A 19,372-nucleotide genomic window follows, 5' to 3' on the forward strand; every position below is an offset into this window, starting at 1 on the left:
TTATTTTTGCGTTAAGTGCTTTTTAACTAACGCGATCATCGCCTGTGCCGCAAAGGACAATACTTGTTCTTTGCGCCAAAATAGCGATAACTCCCAGCGCAATTCGTCACTCGCCAGTGGAATATTGACCACCCCCGCCACACTATAACGCCGCGCGATCGAGCGCGGCAGTATCATCACGCCAGTTCCCGCAGCCACCAGTGCGATACCAAAGTCTGCTTGGCTAACACGGGTGATATTTTGAGGTGAGAATCCGGCTTGCTGACAGGCGTTGAGCACCAATTGATGCAGGGTGTATTCAGTCTCAAACATCACTTGTGGCTCATTGATTAAGTCATGGACTGAGAGTATTTCCCTGGTAGTGAGGGGATTTTCCTTGGGCAGCACTACCACCATGGGATCGTTAAACACTCGAATGCCGTCATAGCCATCATCAAGGTCGATTATGCCAGTGGCCAGTTCTATTTCGCCCTTTTGAATTGCCAGCGTTTGCTCAACGCCACCACGGACTAACAAGTGCATTTCGATTTGTGGGTACTGCTGGCGATACTTGGCAATAATAGGGGCAAAAATTTCAGCACTGCCGAGCGGCGCGAGACCGAGTTTTAATTCACCCGCAGTCAAACTGCGCTGGGCACTGAGTTCGGCCAGCATACGTTGGCGTCCGGCCAATAACTCCTTACCATGACGATAAACCACTTCTCCTGCTTGGGTGAGCTTAACTTGCGTGCCACGTTTGCCGCGCTCGAGTAGCACGAGATCGAGTTCTTCCTCTAATTGGCGCAGCGCCTTGGAAAGGGCGGGTTGGGTGAGATGAACCTTTTCACTGGCTTTACCAAAACCGCCAGCATCGATGATCTCGATAAAATAGCGCAGCACTTTGAGATCCATTCTCGCCCCTATAATGCATTCTTAAAATTCATGGATTACATGCTTAATATTCATTTTTTTTATTTAATAGGCAAGCCTAAAATAATCCCATAGTAACTTTTGGTGTAAATCGAGAAACCGCATGTCTTTCCTACAAGCCGCAATACGTCGATGCCGTCATGGGGCTTTATTGTTAACTCAAATTGGCCTCTTTTGTTTATTGTCTTTTGCCTGCCATTGGTTTGCCTCTTGGGCGCATTCACCAGTGCCTGGTAGTGTATTAGGTTTAGGTCTGTTGCTGATTTTGTTAGCGACTAAGTTAATCCCTGAAAATGCCGTGCAGCTCGGCGCGGCTTGGCTTATCGGTGAGCTGCTGCTGTTTTTTATTCCGCCGGTCATCTCGGTCATTAAATATGAAGGCCTGTTTGAGCAATATGGGCTGAATATTCTCTTCACCTTAGTGATGGGCAGTGTGTGCGTGATGGTGGGTACGGGATTTGTGGTTGACAGAGTGTTTCGCTTCGAGCGTCAGCTCAATATCAAAAAGCATGCGCGTCGCCATGCTAAGGCCGTGTAATGTCGAGCGTTAGCTTAAGTTCTGCGGTTGTCTCTGAGTTAGTGTTTTCGCAGACGGGATTGGCACTTATCAGCTTGTTATTAACACTATTTTGTTATTTTGCGGCGAAGCGTTTGTATAAGCGCCACCGGGTATGGTGGTTAGCGCCGATTGTACTTGCGCCTGTAGTGATCACGCTCTTGGTGTTTAATCTCGATATTCCACTGCCGACTTATTTTGAATACACCCATTGGTTAATGGCGATGTTAGCACCTGCGACAATCGCATTTGCCTTGCCGATTTATCGGGAGCGTAAACTCATTCGTCAATATCCGCTGACCATTGCCCTTGGCGTGGTGGCTGGACTGTTGCTGGGCATGGTGTCGAGCTGGCTATTAGTCAAATTTGTGCCTCTACCTGTGGAGCTTGCAAAGAGTTTGTTGGTGCGTTCGGTCTCTACGCCCTTTGCGATGGAGGCCACAAGCGCCTTTGGCGGTGTGCCAGAACTGACCGCCATGATGGTGCTCATCACCGGCATTATCGGCATGTTAGTCTGCGAGCCGCTATTCAAGTTGATGCATATTCGCACCTCTTTAGGTAAAGGCGTGGCCTTGGGCGCTTCGGCCCACGGTGCGGGCGCTGCCAAAGCCAGTGAGTTAGGCCAGCAAGAGGGCGTCATTGCCAGTTTGACCATGATTTTTATCGGGATTGCTATGGTGCTGGGCGCGCCCGTATTTGCCGTGATCTTCAGTTAGTGTGAGTTAGTGATTTGCTGGGTTGCGTTAACCCTCCCCACCTTAATTGTGATTTTGTTTGTTTAAATGATGTTGTTTTGCCTCTTAGGGCGCTAACCTCTGCTTGGGTTATGCGCCCATTTTTTTAGCTGACGGCGAATGTCGAGATGTCATGATGATGAAATTGAATAGGGATATAGGATGGATCAGCAAACACGCGTATCGAATGTGACATTGAGACCCATAGAACAAGATGATCTGGAGTTGATCTTTACTCATCAGCAGGATCCGATTGCTTGCCAATTGGCGCAGTTCCCCTCGCGGGAGCGTGAGGCGTTTTACCTTCATTGGCAGCAAAATATCCTTGGGCAGGCTTCGGTACTGGCACGGGGGATAGAAGTCGATGGCTTGCTTGTTGGCAATATTGGCCATTGGCATAGGGATGGTCAGGCGATGATAGGTTATTGGATTGACCGTGCATTTTGGGGGCGCGGAGTCGCAACCTTAACCTTGAGCGCGTTTTTATCGTTAGTGATCTCAAGGCCGCTCTTTGCCCATGTGGCACTGCATAATGTTGCATCCCAGCGGGTGTTGCTGCGCCATGGATTTGTAAAGACGGACAGACTCATTCAAGAGGAAGATGATACGGCGCCATTATTTGAATTTGTGCTGAGTTAAGGCTTAAACAAGCTATACCGCCAATCGCTGAAACACTTATAGAGAAGATTGGATTTATTTTTTACAGACAAATTATTTGAAAAATCTATTTAGATAAGCGAGTCTTATCGTAAATTTAGATTTATCAACCCGACTTTAGTCTAGTATGTGATGGCTTGATCTCATTGGCTAACTCAATGAAACTCTATAGTTAATCACCTTCTACTAAAGTATGGATAGTTAAATAATGTTAATTTTCTTCTTATGTCTTGCGCTCTTAGTGCTGGCATACAAGTTTTATAGTCCGTTTGTTGAACGCCAAGCTGGGATTGATCCTAAAGCGCAAACACCCCAAGCAAGATTCGAAGATGGCGTGGACTATGTACCCGTCCACCCAGCTAAAGCGTTTTTAATCCAATTTTTAAACGTTGCCGGTGTCGGGCCGATTTTTGGCCCTATTCTAGGGGCTTTATATGGCCCAGTGGCCTTACTCTGGATTGTGTTAGGCAACATTATCGGCGGCGCGGTACATGATTACTTCTCTGGCGTATTAAGTATTAAAGAAGATGGTAAGAGTCTGCCTGAAATCGCAGGTCACTATTTCAATATCTACTTTAAAGGTGTAATGCTGCTGTTTACCGCGATGTTGCTGTTTTTCGTGGGCGTGGTGTTCATCATGAGCCCTGCGGGACTGTTAAGTAACCTCGACTATTTTAAAGACACCATTTTTGGCAATAACACCTTCTGGGTGTTGGTTATTTTAGTCTATTACTTCTTAGCCACTATGCTGCCAATCGATAAGATCATCACTAAGCTGTACCCCGCGTTTGGCCTATTAATGATCGTGATGACCACTTCGATTGCAGTGGCTCTCCTCATCAATGCACCGCAGTTACCCGAAATGGGCGATGTGTTCGCGTACTTCAACCACAGCCATTACAACAATGAGTTATTGGAACCTAACCCCGATGGTTTACCGATTTGGCCATTACTGTTTGTGACTATTACCTGTGGTGCTATTAGTGGTTTTCATTCAACTCAAGCACCTATCATGGCACGCTGCCTGACAAACGAGAAATACGTTCGCCCAGTTTACTACGGCGCTATGGTGGCTGAAGGTGTGGTGGCTTGTGTATGGGCGACTGCGGGGATTGCGGCCTTCCCGGGCGGATATGTTGAGCTTAAGAGCTTACTAGACCAAGGCGGCCCTGGCTTAGTGGTTAACCAAGTGGCTACGAGCTATCTTGGGGTATTAGGCGGCGTGATGGCAATTATTGCGGTCGCTGTATTTCCGATTACCTCGGGGGATACCGCGTTCAGATCGCTGCGTCTAACCATTATCGACGCCTTTAATATCCCTCAGAGTATGCGTAACCGTTTGCTGGTAGCGGCGCCTATTCTGACCATCGCTTACTTTATGACCAAGATCGACTTCTCCTTGATCTGGCGTTATTTTGCTTTCTCAAACATGCTGCTATCGACCAGTGTGCTATGGTTGGCGACAAAATATCTGTTCGATAGAGGCAGTTTTCACTGGATAGTAAGCTTGCCTGCGATTGCGGGCACCTGTGTGACAGTGTCTTACATTGTTACCGCAGGTATTGGTTTAGGTTTACCTCAATCCCTGAGTCAACCTGTGGGCATCGCAGTGGGGGTGGTGTGTTTAATCGCCTTGATTATTGCTCACAACAAACGCAAAACAGTAATAGATACAAAGTTATAACTTAATTGGCTTTATGACCATAAAGGGCTGCATTTTGCAGCCCTTTTTAATACTATTTTCATAAACTGGCGTCAGTATTGAATATTGTCGCTGTGACATATTCCATTGCGTCGAAATTATGTTAGATTCTGGCGAACTGATGAAGATAGAGTTATTGTTATCACTGTCATCAACAGTTCTCCACAGGGCAGTCACTGCAATAATGCTTACTTTTGCAGAGAAGTGTCAGGAAGTTACACCAATTCAGAGTCTGCTTATGCAACCCAATTTATTTCCCGAACAAAGACATTTAAATCCTGAGCCGATGGTGATGCCATCGGTAGAAGCTCAGTCTACTCGTAGCCGCTTACAACGGATGGTTGGCAGCGTACTGCTCACCTGTAGTGTGTTGTTAAGCTTATCTGCTTGTGCAGCGGGTAAAGCTAGTGCGCCGCAGGAAGAAGAGTTTAGCTATGCTTGGTTAAAAGGCTATGCCCATACGCTGGCGACAGAGTCCTATGTAAGCCACAAGGGTGAGTTACCAAAAAGCTTACAGGGCATGAGCTGGGATGATTACCAGCAATTCCATTTCAAGAAAAAAGCCGCACTGTGGCATGAAGATGATTCGGAGTTTCGCGCCGAATTGTTCCACTTAGGTCTGTATTTCGATACACCAGTGCACATTTACCAATTGGAAAATGGCAAGGCTAAACTGATTGAATATTCTCCTTCTATGTTCGATTACGGTAAGTCGAAGGTAAAGGGTAGCCAGCTTCCTAAAGATTTAGGTTTTGCAGGCTTTAGAATGCAGTTCAACACTGACTGGCAACGTGACGTGGTCGCCTTCTTGGGCGCAAGCTATTTCCGCGCGGTCGGTCAGGAAATGCAATATGGTCTTTCTGCCCGTGGTTTGGCGGTTGATACTGCGTTGCCTAAGCCTGAAGAATTTCCGATGTTTACCCGTTTTTGGTTAGAGAAGCCGCAACCAGGTTCTAATATTGCGACTGTGTATGCACTGTTAGATTCGCCAAGCGTGACCGGGGCTTACCGTTTTGATATCGAGCCGGGTGAGCGTTTGAAGATGAAGGTTGATGCGGCGATTTATCCGCGTAAGGCTATCGAACGTTTAGGCGTTGCACCACTGACAAGTATGTTCATGGTCGGTGAGAATGATCGCCGTACAGGTTACGACTGGCGTCAAGAGATCCATGATTCAGATGGACTTGCCATGCATACGGGGAACGGTGAATGGATTTGGCGCCCACTGGGCAATCCAAGTAACTTGAGATTCAACGCCTATAGCGATGAGAATCCAAAGGGCTTTGGGTTAATGCAGCGCGACCGTAATTTCGACCACTACCAAGATGACGGCGTATTCTACGAGAAGCGCCCAAGTCTGTGGATTGAGCCAACAGGTAATTGGGGTAAAGGTTCGGTGCAGTTAGTTGAAATTCCAACACTGGACGAAACCTTCGACAATATCGTGGCTTTCTGGAATCCTGCAGAGCCCATTCAACCAGGCCAAGAGTTGCTCTATAGCTACAACATGTACTGGGGCGGTACTCCACCTGTGCAGTCACCCCGTGCCCGCGTAGTGGATACCTTTACTGGTATTGGTGGCGTAGTTGGTCAAAAGCGTAAGTACTATAGCAAGCGCTTCGTGATTGATTTTGCTGGTGGTTCTTTACCAATGCTGGGTAAAGATACTCAAGTGAAAGCGGTTATTTCAACTTCACAAGGCCGTGTGGAAATCGACTCTGCTCGCCCACAACATGCGATCAATGGTTACCGCGCTATGTTTGACCTCGTGCCGCCAGAGGATAGCGTTGAGCCGATTAACCTAAGAGTTTACTTAGAAGTAGATGGTCAACCTTTGTCTGAAACGTGGATGTACCAATGGACACCACCGCCGATGAACGAACGTGAACTGCATAACGCAGGTCATCTACAGTAAGCTATATGGGTGAATCAAAACGCCAGCCTCAGTGCTGGCGTTTTTGCATCAAGCGATTTGTTAATTGCAAGTTGGATTCAAAGTTATTGAGCACTAATTCACTTTTTGAAAATCTAAATAATTTTTCACTGTCAAATACCCAACCTTGGGCGTAATCTGTGGCGTCCTCGTTATAGGTTAGCGATTCATGTTTGAGATATTGACTTCTATCGGCCTGGGTTGGTCGGTGGCTTTAGTGCTGGCAGTGTTATTTGTGTTGGCCTACGAATTTATCAATGGCTTCCACGATACCGCCAATGCTGTTGCGACGGTGATCTATACCAAAGCTATGCCTGCAAATTTAGCGGTGGTTTCATCAGCCCTTTTTAACTTTGCGGGAGTGTTACTTGGCGGACTTGGCGTAGCCTATGCCATAGTACATCTTCTTCCCGTTGACTCCTTGTTGGGGATGGACTCCACTCAAGGGCTGTTAATGGTGTTTTCACTGTTATTTTCCGCCATTATCTGGAACTTAGGTACTTGGTACTTTGGTATTCCAGCTTCTAGCTCCCACACCTTAATTGGTTCGATTATGGGGGTTGGTGGCGCATTTGCTTGGATACATCACCAGCCTATATTGCATGGTATTAATCTCACTAAAGCCACGCAAATCATGTTATCCCTGATTATTTCGCCCACCCTTGGTTTTGTGCTGGCTGGAGTACTGCTATTGCTGATGAAGTTCATGTGGCAAAAGCACAAGATCCACCGTACGCCCGATGAACAATTTCAGATTAATGGTAAACGCCATCCACCATTTTGGGCGCGCGTCAGCCTGATAGCTTCGGCCATGGGGGTGAGTTTTGCCCACGGCTCGAATGATGGGCAGAAAGGCATAGGTTTAGTGATGCTGGTGCTTATCTGTATGGCCCCAGCGTATTTTGCCCTCGATATGAGCAGCCAGTCCTATGATTTGGCAAGGACGCAGGATGCAAACCGGCGGATTATGGCTATCTATAGCCGCAATCAAGCGATAATTAGCGATTTAGTTGATGTAAAAGCGCAGCTTGAGGCGAGTGATGAGCTGTTGAGCCATTGTTCGGCACAGACCGTGTTACCCGCGATGTCGTTGCTTGATCGCCGTTTGGATAGGGCGAATAGTTTTCAAGATATGACGGTAGAAGAGCGCCGTGAAGTGCGTAGGTTGTTGCTGTGTATCGATGATACCGCTCGTAAAGTGTCTAAATTAGACTTACCAGCCAAGGAGTTAAGCTCTTTAGCTAAATGGCGTAAGGATTTGACTAAATCGACCGAATACGCGCCGCTTTGGGTGATAGTGGCGATTGCGACTGCCTTGGGTTGTGGCACGCTTGTGGGCTGGCGGCGAATTGTTTATACCGTGGGAGAAAAAATAGGCTCGTCTGGAATGACCTATAGCCAAGGTATTGCTGCGCAGGTGACGGCTGCGGCTTCGATCGGGATTGCCAGCGTTACGGGTATGCCAGTTTCAACTACGCATATTCTATCTTCGGCGGTTGCGGGTACTATGGTTGCCAATCGCTCTGGGCTGCAAAGCCAAACTATTAAGCAAATTCTATTGGCATGGGTACTCACGCTGCCTATTACGATGTTCTTGTCGGCATTGGTCTTTATTCTTGCTAACTCAATTTGGGGCTAAGCTGAAGTTGATATGCAGCCTCTTACCAAGAGAGTTGCATTTGCGCGGTAGGATCTGCCAATGGCGGAGTGTGTAACTTGACTGTTGGTAAGCAAATCTCAGCGGCGATTTGCTGCTGTAACTGCTGATATAAACGAACTGCGAGCTCGGGAGCCGTTTGATTGTCGGGTGTATGGATAAAAAGATAGGGTTCTCGACCTTCTTTAATCCAGAGGGGAAGTTGCTGTAACCAATTTTTGAAAAAGCTATCGTTGTTTTTGATCTGTAACTTATCGTTATTGGCGGCTAAGGCTTCGATAGTACCATCGGTTTGTCCGATAAAGCGAACCACTGGCGCATTTGCAGTTGCGATAGCATGTACGGGCAATTGTGGTTTTTTCTTATGGGCATCAATAATTGCTTCGCTAGCGGGCGGTAGGGCAAACAAGGGCCGACTGTCCATAATGATGCGATTTACCTGTTTATCCATCAGCAAGCGGTTTAGTGCTCGCTCAGCCTCTCCCTTCGCAAAAAAGGCTAAATGCCGTACTTCAACGCCATAGGTCAAGCCTTGGGGAAGCATTTCTAAGAAATGCGCCAAGGTTGTTAGTTGCTCCGGGCCAAAGTAGGCGGGAAGTTGGATCTTCCATAGCCCAGTTTTTTCAGCCAAGGGCGACATCACCCGAAAGAATTCCATTAGTTCCTCCTGACAATGTTGCAGCTGTCTTTGATGGGTGATGAGCTGCGGTAGTTTAAAGGTAAAGCGAAAGTCATCTGGTGTTGCGCTGTGCCAGTTCATCACTGTTTGTGTATTTGGCGTGGCGTAAAAACTGGTATTACCTTCTACAGTGTTAAAAATGGTCGCGTAGCGGGCTAGGCGATCGGCTTGCTTAGTTGTTGCACCATAAACACTGCTTTGCCAATGCTGATGAGACCACATTGCAAGCCCTAGGCGAAAATGATTTGCTTGGTGTGAAGGTGACTTAAGCGCCGTCAAAATAACTCCAGATATAATCAACTAAATTTGAATTGGCTATTGTGCTCAAAGAGTTTTATCTCAGTCAAATACTAAGCATCTTGCGGATGCTGTTATTGGGTTAAGCTAATGTCCAATTCGGCTTTATGTATGGAATGTTGTAATAGTGGAACTGCCATGCTAATTAACCTACTCTAATAGTATGATATTATGTACTATTAACCTTAATCATCGAGTATTCGCGCGTTGGTTCTATACAGGGATGCAAAGCTTAGCTGCAATAGTCAGTTAGCTATTCTCGTTTTGTCTACAGGCGTGGTGGGAGAGTCGTGTGAAAAACGAAGGTTATACTTCACTTGGTCGCTTTATTGATTTGCTATTAGATGCCATCTGTGTGGTGGATAAATCGGGGCGATTTGAATTTGTGAGTGCGGGTGCTGAACGTATTTTTGGTTACACGCCAGATGAAATGATTGGTATGCAGATGTTGGATTTGGTTTTACCAGAAGACCGTGAACGTACGCTTGCTGCGGCCAATGAAATTATGACAGATCACTATAAAATCGATTTTGAAAATCGTTATATACGCAAAGATGGCAGCATAGTGGATATTCTGTGGTCAGCCCGCTGGTCTGATGAATATCAACAACGCGTTGCGGTGGCTCGCGATATTACCAAAAATAAAAATGCTGAGCGCCGGCAAGCCGCGTTATACGAGATTTCTGAGGCGGTTCATGTGGCCGAGGATTTGTTATCCCTCTATAGTCATATCCATCAGATCATTGCAAAACTTTTACCCGCAGAAAATTTTGCTATCGCGCTTTATGACCAAGATTCAAATCAATTAGATTTTCCTTACCAGTTATCGGTGTCCGAGCAAAATAGCGCATATATCAGTAATGCTAATTATTTTGCTGAGCAGATCATTCAAACGGGACAATCCTTACTCTTTTGTCCCATGTCGAATACGCTTTCATCGCCATTAGCAGTAACCTTTAAAGATTGCTGGCTCGGCGTGCCGTTGAGATTGCACAAAGGGGTGATTGGCGCGTTGATAATGCATAGCAACCCAGGTTCGAGAAGCTATACTACACAGGATTGTGAATTGGTGGAGTTTGTCTCGACTCAAATTGCGTTCGCCATCGAACGTCGTCAAATGTTGGCTCGCTTAGAGCAGATAGCACTCTACGACCAGTTGACTCATCTACCCAACAGAGAGTTATTTTACGATAGGTTTCAAAAGGCTTTATCTCGAGCGCATCGAGAGTCGAGTTATTTCTCTTTACTTTATCTAGACTTAGATAAATTTAAATGGGTTAACGATACCTACGGACATAGTGTGGGAGATTTGTTGTTACAAATTACCGCGCAGCGGCTTCTTAGCTGCGTGAGAGTTTCTGATACGGTCGCGCGTTTTGGTGGCGATGAATTTGTTATCTTACTGGAGCGAGTTGATTCTGCACACAATACCTTGCTCGTTGCTCAAAAAGTGCTGGATATATTGAATCAGCCTTTTGAGCTTGTAGAGCAGCAAATTCATATTTTTCCAAGTATTGGTGTCGCTTTGTATCCTGAGCATGGCAAAGATGAACAGCAACTTATTTCCTGCGCCGATGCTGCCATGTATAAGGCTAAAAAGAATGGTGGTAATCGTATTGAGTTGGGGTATCAAGGTTTGAAGGGAAAGCACTTATAGGCCAGTGTTAAGACTCTAACTAAAACCCGCTGTAACGAAAATCGCTACAGCGGGTGTTTATATCAATGCAACAAGTGTATTTATAGTTTAAAACGTGATACTTCCTGTTGCAGTGAGGCGGCTAAGTGAGCCAACTCCTGTGACTGCACCATCGCACTTTGGGCCTCAATAGAGAGGTTTTCTGAGACTTCACGAATTGATTCGGTATTGCGATTAATTTCGCTAGTCACAGAGGTTTGTTCCTCTGCGGCCGTTGCAATTTGGCTTGCCATATCAGATATCTCATTAATTGCTTTGCTTATCTGCAGCAGGCTCTCGCTGGCTGAGTTGGCATCAGCCACACTCGTTTCTGCCATATCATGGCTTTGAGTCATTGATTTTACGGCTTTGCCTGCTGTTTGTTGCAAGGTTTCAATCATTGCCTGAATTTCTTGGGTTGATGAGTGAGTGCGTTGCGATAATACGCGAACTTCATCGGCAACCACGGCGAAACCACGACCTTGCTCACCTGCGCGAGCGGCTTCAATGGCTGCGTTTAACGCAAGCAAGTTGGTTTGTTCTGCAATCCCACTGATCGTTAATAGAATGCTATTAATTTTTTGTGAGTGCTCATTCAGCTCGCTGATAATACGTCCTGCGGTATCAACCTCATTTGCTAAGTTACGAATAGATTGCTGACTTTGCATCACTTGTTTTTGACCATGATTCGAGAGGCTCACGGCATTTTGCGCTGTTTGCGCTGTATGTTCGGCGTTGCTGGCAATCTCTTCTGTGGCGCTGGCCATTTCGGTCACTGCAGTGGCGACCATGGTCACTTCGTCCTGCTGAACCGCGATGCGTTGGCTGTTATCTGCCGCAGACGCACTGCTGCCCTTAGCTTGGTATTCAAGTTGGCCCGCAATATTGTGCATTCTTGAAATCATGCCGTGTAGACGTTCGACAAAGCGGTTAAAACCTGAGGCTAAGATCCCAATTTCATCATGGCTGTTTGCGGTGTGAATTCTCACCGTCAGATCGCCATCGCCCTCTGCGATATCATTTAGTGCCAAAGCAACTCGTTCTAAGTCTTTGAATTGCATTTTGAAGATTGCGACTAATACTAAGCCAAACATTACCAGTAACCCAGCGCCTACGGCGGACATCCACCAAGCAAGCGTAGTCGCTTGCGACATGATTTCTTGTTTGTTCATCACAAATATTAACGCCCAGTCGGTCGACGGAACGTTCGCTACATAGACTAGTTGAGTCTCACCATCTAATTCACGCTCTTCCATAGTATTGGCATTGGCGCGTTGTGATAGCCAGTTGGGGGTAAAATCAGAGTCAATAGTAGTAAGTTGTTGATTATTTAACTTACTATTGGGGTGACTAATAATTAGTCCAGTGTTGTCTACCATCAGGGTGTAGCCATTACCGGGAACTTCGAGCCGCTGTACCGCATCGGTGAGTTGGTCAATGGTAAGGTTTGCCGCGGCGACACCGAAGAGTTGGCCCGCAACCATCACTGGCTCAGCGATAGTCACAACTTGTTTTTTAAGGGTGGCGCTGACATAGGGAGCAGTCATAACCATGCTATTAGCGGCTTTGGCATCCATATACCAAGGGCGGACACGTGGGTCATAGTTTGCGGTATTGAGCGCTGGATCTTGGCGGTACATGTTGCCTTGCTCATCACCAAAATAGGTGAGCGCAAATCCCATTGCATTATGTGCTTGTAATAAATAAGGGGTAATTTGCACAGGGCGACCGCATGAGTGTCTACATTTTAACCACATGACTAAAACCAGCGCTTAATACCTCCTCTAGCATGGTTGTGCTCATCATGCATCGCTTTTGTTTACCAACAATGCTTAGCTTGGTTGGCTCTGCTCGAAGCATATTCAAACTCATATGGCGTAAGCAAGACAGATTTTCTGCACCATGACCTTTATATATCTGGCACGCATCTTCATTCATGGTGACATCAAGCACCCAGTGCATTGACTCTATGCCCCAGTGGTCTCTGACTGCTACCGCAGCTTGCTCTGCACTAAGCGCTTTGGAACTGATGTAATAACGGTACTCTAGCTCGACAGATTTGCCTTTCTCAAAGCGGAAGTTTTCAACCATGATAATGTTCTTCAACCCTTTCCAGCGAGAAAAGTCACCATCAAGGTTGGTACTGGCCAAAACATAGCATTGGCGAGACTCTATACGTCCATGCCCCTGTTCAAGGTTGACAGTGTCTGCCACATTGGCTCGCTGAGATGAGAATGCTTTTTCCATCGCTTGTCGGAGTTTTCCTTGATTGCTCTTTACTGCAAGCAAGTAATCACCACCTTGCTCTACAATGGCTTTGGCTATACTAGTCTGACAAGCCATTGCATCAATGGTGACTAGGGCTCCCCTGATATCAAGCATCTTTATCAGCTCAGGAATGGCCGTTATTTCATTACTCTTTTGCTCAGTTTTTAACTGTCCCAACACAAGTTTGTTTGATGATGCATAAGCACTGATCATATGGATAGTGCTCGACCTATCTTCGCGATTGTATGAGCCTCGAAGTGTTTTGCCGTCGATCGCAACGACTTGACCTTGGGTAAGAGTATGTACTGACGACATCCAGTTGATGAAGCACTCATGAAACGACTCTGGTTCAATCGTCGATATTATGCGAGCAATAGTGTCATCAACAGGAATGCCGTTCACAAAGAGGCCATTACGCTTAAACCAATCATGATGACCGAGAATGTATTCACGAATATCAAACCAGCCTTTCGCGCCTGCAATCACCGCACATAGCGAGCCAAAAAGGACTTCAAACAGGCAATATGTGACCTTTGCACCTTGGCGTTGGTCGATAATCGTTTGAAAATGTTCTTTGAAGTGGTCAATGTGCATGGTGCTCTCCCTAAAAAGGGAGTATATGATCACAGCTAAATGTGATCGTCAAATCGATCATGAATTTGGTTGAAAAGTGTTCGCGATCTCACCCTGGTAATTTGCACACTCGGGTCAGCCTCTATGGTCTTTTTAAGGCTTGTAATGGCTGTTTTTCTATCTTTCATCCATAGTCCAATACCTTCGGCAAAAGTATTCGCTAGTTGATCAATCTCGCCTTGGGTATTGCCTATAGCATGATTTCTAATGACGTAGCTTGAAATACTAACCAGTACTGCAACAGTGATGAATACGGCTAAGAGACTACTAAAAAGTAGGCGAGTTTTAAGTGTTGAACGCATATTCTATTCCTTTAAATTCCGCTAGCAACCTAACGTTAATAAAGTATAGCGGCTGAAATAGCTAAAGCATTAATGGTTGTTCATTCAGATTTGATAAAGTTGTGGCAGCTAACAGTATTTTGTTTTGTATAAGTATTTTCAAAAGTTACTTATATCATGGTGAACTTGTTTTATTGCACAGTTTTGAAAGGCTTTTTAGCATAGTATTCCTAAAGTGTCATAAGCAAGTGCACCCAAACATAAGTAAGAGAGTAGTATAGATGAAATGGAGTTTTCCTCGCTGGTGCTTTAATCCTTGGTTACATTCATGCTTAATCTTTCTTTTACCAATACTTTTAGCGAGTACAATTTATCCTTGGTTGACGGCCTATAGCATAGAAAAAAGGTTTAATCGTGATTTTGATGAAATAACACTTACTTTTGCAAATGGTGTTGATGATTTTAAGCAAAAAAATATTGAACGGGCATTTGCTAAATTATCTTTTACCTGCAATGAAGATGATATTGCGTTACTCAATAGTCAATCCTTGAGTCCAGCAATTGTTCGTTTTATTCAGCTAGAACTTGCCGATGGTAAAAAATGCTCCAATATCGGTCCGCCAGTCAATTACCATCTTGATCGATCTCGAAGTTTATTTTTTGGCACACAACAGGTCGATATTGCGACAACGGTCGCGGCCACCGATCGTGCTCGTAGTCTTGCCTATGCTTTTCATTTAGGTGAGCAGAAGTTAGTCGTGCTGACTAATAGCTCTGTTTATAACGAAACCCTATCTAACCTTTGCCACGGTTGTTATCAATTACTCATCAGTTATCAAGGGCTTTCCCCCATGGTTAGGGGGACAGAAAATCTTGATGAAAACCACAGCATTATCAAGAAATCTCGTTATATTAAAACGTTAGATGTCACCTTAACCTTAAAGGCGGGTGATGATCTCTACTGGCAAGAAGCTTATCGCATTGGTGTCGTACTCTTTATTGCAGCGTTAATTGCAGCATTTTTAGCTGTGATTTTTTATTGGAACTGGCAATCTGCCCGGGTATCGCTTGGTATGTTGCTGCAAAAAGGAATGAGTCGAAAAGAATTTATTCCCTATTATCAGCCCATTATCGATTGCCGTTCAGGCGACGTTGTTGGGCAGGAGATGCTGGTACGTTGGCGTCGATTCGATGGTGTATTAGTCCAGCCCAATCAATTTATTCCTTATGCTGAGGATTCGGGGCTCATATTACCGATCACCGATTTATTGCTAGATCAGGTGTATCGCGATTTAGCTCAACTAAAAGGCTGGGTAAGCATCAATATTGTTGCGCAGCACTTAGAGTCTGGCTTGCTGAGTCAATGGTTCTCTTTAAACCGAGATCCCATGGTTAAGCGGATTGCATTTGAGCTGACGGAGCGCAAACCTATCACTCAATTTGAGCTAGCCTTAGCTGAAATAAAAGCCGTTTTACCATTGTGCCATGACTTTAAACTGGATGATTTTGGTACGGGTTTTGGCGGTTTTAGCTATTTACAGCGACTTGGAATTAATAGTATCAAAATTGATAAGATGTTTATCGATACCATTGGTACGAAAGATCTTAAAGGTGCGGTGCTCGATGCCATTATTGCCTTTGGACACGAGTCGAATATGGAGATGATTGCCGAAGGCGTGGAAACCCAAGAACAGGTAGATTATTTAGCTGCTAAAGGGGTGTATCAACATCAGGGCTATTTTTATTCTAAGCCACTACCATTGAATGAGTTATTACATTTTTATCTACAGGTTTCCCATGTAAGGTAAAGATCAAGGCAAAAAGAAGAGGCTCATCAGAGCCTCTTCTTTTTCAACTCATTATCAGTGGGTCATTTTATTTTTGATTAGCACGCAACGCTGCTCTGCTTGACGCGTTTCTAATAAAGTACGACGGCTAAGATTAGATAAGCCTGTTTGGCTGTCTAATACTTTATCCAAGGCGGTAATACTATTGTAATTACAGTCGGTTGGGATCAAGTTACGGCTGTAGCTACGCATAAACACTGGGCCCTTTTTGTCCATATCGGCTAAGTTTGCGAGGCGCTCTTCAGCTGTGGCTGCGCTTAAGAGTTTTTGCTCCGCAGGATAAAGGTTTTCCATGATGATGCGCTGTTTAGCAAACGGTAGGACATCGGCGTGGACTTTACTCAACCAGCGACGTTTTGCGGCAGCTTCAGGACGGATCACTTGAGCGGCTAATGCCGCTTTTTCCCCAGAATCTGAGTTATCACGTGCTATTTCCCGTGTTATACGTTGCTGCGCATTCGGGAAGTCGTAGCGATTAAGCTGGATTATGATAGCCCAGCGCAGATCTTGATCTAAAGTTAGCCCTTTGATTTTAGTTGTGCCGTCTAGCAATTGCGCTAAATGACGTAAACTGTCACGATCGCTGGCTAATTGGATATAGGCATCGAACCAGCGGCGCTGGAAGTCATTGTCCCCTCGACTCTCCATGGTCTTACGAAGGCTCATTTGCGCTAAGCCTTTGACTGCATTTTCAGCATAGTTTTGCTGAATAGGCGCGATCTGCGCGAGGTATTCTTTACTGCGTAGCAAGCTAGAAATAATTTGGCCGACTACAGTGTAGTCATTCTCCGCTGGGGCGTTGACGAATACTGTGCTGAGGTATTGATCTAAACTCAGGTTGCCCTCACGTACACTGTCCCACAAGCTTTGCCATAACATTGAGCGCAATAGCGGATCTGTAACTCGGCTTAACTGTTGCTTGGCGGTATCGAAGGATTTTTCATCGAGTTGCACCTTCACAAAGCCCCAATCATCATAGTTGGGGTAAACCAGATCGGGACAACGCTCACCGACTAATTGTTTCACCTCGGTACGCTCGCCCTTGTAGGTTACTGGTACTGTGGTCTCATGCCTTAAATCGAAACGTCCTTTAGTAAACAGTGCAATTTGGACTTTTTGCTCCCTCAGTGTCGGTAGTTCGCTGCTAGCGGGATATTGCAATAGGCTAAATTCGCTAATGCGGTTACCGTCGCAGCGGTATTCGGCTTTAATGGTGTTTACCCCAGCGCTGTATAGCCATTCCTGTGTCCATGCGCTTAAGTCTCTGCCCGCAGCTTTAGCGAGGCTATTGATAAAGTCATCCAGCTCGGCATTTTGGTAGCTGTATTGTTTGAGGTAGTTGCTCACGCCGCGGCGGAACACCAGATCACCAAGTAAATGGCGTAGCTGCTTGAGCGTCGAGGCGCCTTTTTGATAGGTAATAGCATCGATATTGTCGAAGGCATTTTGGGTGGTAGCTACAGGCACTTCAATCGGATGGGTAGTGACTAAGCTGTCTTGCTCATAGGCACGCTGTTTGCCTTGAGCATAAAAACTGCGCCAAGCATTCGTAAATTCGGTGGCTTCTTGGGTCGCGAGTGTACCCATAAAAGAAGCAAAACTTTCGTTTAACCAGAGGCCATTCCACCACTTCATCGTGACCAAATCGCCAAACCACTGGTGGGCCATTTCGTGCATAATAACACCCGCCAAGCTTTGTTTTTGCTCGGCGGTCATTTCAGCTTTGTGGAGGAAATGATCTTCGGCAAAGGTCACTGCTGCTGCGTTTTCCATTGCGCCATAGAGAAAGTCTGGCACTAGGATTTGGTCGTATTTTTTAAAGGGATAAGGAATACCAAAATAGGCGTCAAAGAAGGTTAACCCCTGTTTTGTATAGGTAAACCAGTCCTGTGGGGTCACTTGGTGAGCAACGGATTGTCGTGCAAATAATCGCATAGGATAGCGGCCGGAATTATCCTGCCACATATGGTACGGGCCTGCATGCATAGAGAAATTGTAAGGGCTTAATTTAGGCGTTTCAGGAAACTCCCAACGATTAATGGTCCCCGCAGGTGTGACAGAGGACTCGCGCATGGTACTGATCACTTGCCAATCCTTCGGCGCGGTCACACTGATTTTGTAATTGGCTTTTAAATCGGGTTGATCAAATACTGCAAACATCTGTTGCGCAGCGGCAGGCTCAAAGTGAGAGTAGAGGTAGACCTTGCCATCGACGGGATCTTGGAAGCGATGCAAGCCTTCGCCATTAGTGCTGTGCGCTCGGGTAAATTGCACTTCAACCGTGTTATCTCCCGAGGTCAGTAAGCGGGTGTTTAAGCTGATATAGGCACCATTGTAATTGGGGTAAATGGCGGTTCCGTTAATCAAAAAACGCTTAATTTGTGCTTTGCTTAGATCCAAGCTCAGTTGCTTAGGAACCTCGCTAAGATTGAAGTGGATCTTAGTTGTTGCGCTGAATTGCGTGTCACCTGTCAGTTGAAAATCCAACTCATAATGCACATCCGATATTACCTGTGAACGTAGGCTTGCCTGATACTGGCTGATATAGGGACTGGCGTCCCTTGGTCCTGTATTTAAAGGACTTTTAACGGCGCACGACATTAATGCAGAGCAGGTGAGGGCGACTAGGCTAGCTTTAAACAAATTCACTACTTAAATCCTTCAACGATTTACTTTATTTGTGGCGTAGATGCAGCGTCGAGGGTTAAGAGTCGGCCTGATTGTGTCGCGAACTCTTCTCCATACAAAAGCGGCATCATTGCTTAGTGTTTTGGGCGAGTACACTACCTTATTTAGCATGGATAACCAATGTTAAAAATGTAAAAAAAGCCAGCAAAAATACTGGCTTTTTTTGGATGTTTCGGCATTAGCCTATCACTTTGAGCGGGATTACATGCCCAAGAAAGACTTAGATTTGGTCTTACGGATTTCTTTTTCGTCAGACCATTCGATAAGACCTGTTTCTAAGTCCATTAGACGCATAGTCATCTTGTAGTAAACGTCTTTGGTGCTGCCATCTTGCTTAACGATGCTTGATAGATTGCCATACAGCATGTACTGGGCACCGATTTGACGACCAAACTTGATGGCGGTTGATGGGTCAACCATACCGGTATTGTTTTGGTAATCCAGTTGCTTACGAACTGAATCGACTTTAGTCATGTCGATGAAACGGAACTTGCCTGAGCGCAATAATTTGTTGCTGATAGAGTCGGTTACTGACTCAGTATCGATATGCTCAGAGGTTTTGTTTTTGATGCTATCGACAAACAAAATTGGGCGGTTGTTCGCTGTCATGGCCACGATAGGTGGGAAAGTCATCATGCTATCAACCATTTTAGCGGCAATGGCTTGCAGATCTGTTGAGCCAAAGTTTTCGTTAACGGTTTCAACCTCTGTGGCATCACCATACTCTACTTTAGATTGACATGCAGCCAGACCCATCACGGCAGCCAGCACAAAAATCAGTTTAAATTGTTTCATAGTCAGTTCCATTTTGTGATTGTAAAAACTTAATGACACTCGTTTTATTCAAACATTCACC

13 protein-coding genes and 2 pseudogenes are annotated in these 19,372 nt (G+C 45.5%); 8 read left to right on the forward strand and 7 right to left on the reverse strand.

Annotated features, from left to right (window positions below):
- Positions 1 to 891 carry a LysR family transcriptional regulator gene (locus CEQ32_RS20920; RefSeq protein ID WP_047535402.1) on the reverse strand — a complete coding sequence of 297 codons (891 nt, stop codon included), beginning with the start codon at positions 889 to 891 and terminating at the stop codon, positions 1 to 3.
- 121 nt (positions 892 to 1,012) lie between these two features.
- Between CEQ32_RS20920 and CEQ32_RS20925 the strand changes: the two genes are divergently transcribed.
- The 6 genes from CEQ32_RS20925 (at position 1,013) to CEQ32_RS20950 (ending at position 8,130) form a co-directional block, all read left to right on the forward strand.
- Positions 1,013 to 1,447 carry a CidA/LrgA family protein gene (locus CEQ32_RS20925; RefSeq protein ID WP_037414933.1) on the forward strand — a complete coding sequence of 145 codons (435 nt, stop codon included), beginning with the start codon at positions 1,013 to 1,015 and terminating at the stop codon, positions 1,445 to 1,447.
- Positions 1,447 to 2,181 carry an LrgB family protein gene (locus CEQ32_RS20930; RefSeq protein ID WP_088586778.1) on the forward strand — a complete coding sequence of 245 codons (735 nt, stop codon included), beginning with the start codon at positions 1,447 to 1,449 and terminating at the stop codon, positions 2,179 to 2,181. The genes CEQ32_RS20925 and CEQ32_RS20930 overlap by 1 nt, the downstream gene beginning before the upstream one ends.
- 180 nt (positions 2,182 to 2,361) lie before the next feature.
- Positions 2,362 to 2,838: a GNAT family N-acetyltransferase gene (locus CEQ32_RS20935; RefSeq protein ID WP_088586779.1), complete on the forward strand. Its 477-nt coding sequence runs from the start codon at positions 2,362 to 2,364 to the stop codon at positions 2,836 to 2,838.
- Positions 2,839 to 3,064: 226 nt separating this feature from the next.
- Positions 3,065 to 4,540, forward strand: coding sequence for a carbon starvation protein A (locus tag CEQ32_RS20940; RefSeq protein WP_088586780.1), 1,476 nt, complete (start codon positions 3,065 to 3,067; stop codon positions 4,538 to 4,540).
- Positions 4,541 to 4,796: 256 nt separating this feature from the next.
- Entirely contained in the window at positions 4,797 to 6,473 is a 1,677-nt protein-coding gene (locus CEQ32_RS20945) for a glucan biosynthesis protein (protein WP_037414921.1), read from the forward strand.
- Between the two features lie 187 nt (positions 6,474 to 6,660).
- A complete protein-coding gene (locus tag CEQ32_RS20950; RefSeq protein WP_088586781.1) occupies positions 6,661 to 8,130 on the forward strand; it encodes an inorganic phosphate transporter in 1,470 nt (489 codons plus the stop codon).
- A 22-nt stretch (positions 8,131 to 8,152) separates the two neighbouring features.
- Here the strand turns inward: CEQ32_RS20950 and CEQ32_RS20955 are convergent, their stop codons facing one another.
- On the reverse strand, positions 8,153 to 9,106 hold the full coding sequence (locus CEQ32_RS20955) for a DUF72 domain-containing protein (RefSeq protein ID WP_394854149.1): 954 nt from the start codon (positions 9,104 to 9,106) through the stop codon (positions 8,153 to 8,155).
- 310 nt (positions 9,107 to 9,416) lie between these two features.
- On the opposite strand from CEQ32_RS20955, the gene CEQ32_RS20960 reads away from it, so the two are divergent.
- Positions 9,417 to 10,781 carry a diguanylate cyclase domain-containing protein gene (locus tag CEQ32_RS20960; protein WP_047535420.1) on the forward strand — a complete coding sequence of 455 codons (1,365 nt, stop codon included), beginning with the start codon at positions 9,417 to 9,419 and terminating at the stop codon, positions 10,779 to 10,781.
- An 80-nt stretch (positions 10,782 to 10,861) separates the two neighbouring features.
- Here the strand turns inward: CEQ32_RS20960 and CEQ32_RS20965 are convergent.
- The 3 genes and pseudogenes from CEQ32_RS20965 to CEQ32_RS20975 form a co-directional block, all read right to left on the reverse strand.
- A pseudogene (locus CEQ32_RS20965) lies at positions 10,862 to 12,520 on the reverse strand (methyl-accepting chemotaxis protein); the annotation flags it as partial.
- A gap of 19 nt (positions 12,521 to 12,539) precedes the next feature.
- Positions 12,540 to 13,661: an ISAs1 family transposase gene (locus tag CEQ32_RS20970; protein WP_088585462.1), complete on the reverse strand. Its 1,122-nt coding sequence runs from the start codon at positions 13,659 to 13,661 to the stop codon at positions 12,540 to 12,542.
- A 95-nt stretch (positions 13,662 to 13,756) separates the two neighbouring features.
- Positions 13,757 to 14,002: pseudogene (locus CEQ32_RS20975) on the reverse strand (methyl-accepting chemotaxis protein); the annotation flags it as partial.
- A 359-nt stretch (positions 14,003 to 14,361) separates the two neighbouring features.
- On the opposite strand from CEQ32_RS20975, the gene CEQ32_RS20980 reads away from it, so the two are divergent.
- The gene (locus tag CEQ32_RS20980) at positions 14,362 to 15,789 is read left to right on the forward strand and encodes an EAL domain-containing protein (protein ID WP_226871855.1); all 1,428 of its coding nucleotides are present in this window, start codon (positions 14,362 to 14,364) and stop codon (positions 15,787 to 15,789) included.
- 54 nt (positions 15,790 to 15,843) lie between these two features.
- Here the strand turns inward: CEQ32_RS20980 and pepN are convergent, their stop codons facing one another.
- Both pepN and lpoB read right to left on the reverse strand, forming a co-directional pair.
- Positions 15,844 to 18,477 carry an aminopeptidase N gene (pepN, locus tag CEQ32_RS20985; protein ID WP_088586785.1) on the reverse strand — a complete coding sequence of 878 codons (2,634 nt, stop codon included), beginning with the start codon at positions 18,475 to 18,477 and terminating at the stop codon, positions 15,844 to 15,846.
- Between the two features lie 240 nt (positions 18,478 to 18,717).
- Entirely contained in the window at positions 18,718 to 19,311 is a 594-nt protein-coding gene (gene lpoB / locus CEQ32_RS20990; RefSeq protein WP_007645693.1) for a penicillin-binding protein activator LpoB, read from the reverse strand.
- Positions 19,312 to 19,372: the final 61 nt, after the last annotated feature.

Origin of the sequence: Shewanella sp. FDAARGOS_354 (assembly GCF_002209245.2) — a bacterium.
In the GTDB taxonomy this organism is placed as follows: domain Bacteria; phylum Pseudomonadota; class Gammaproteobacteria; order Enterobacterales; family Shewanellaceae; genus Shewanella; species Shewanella xiamenensis.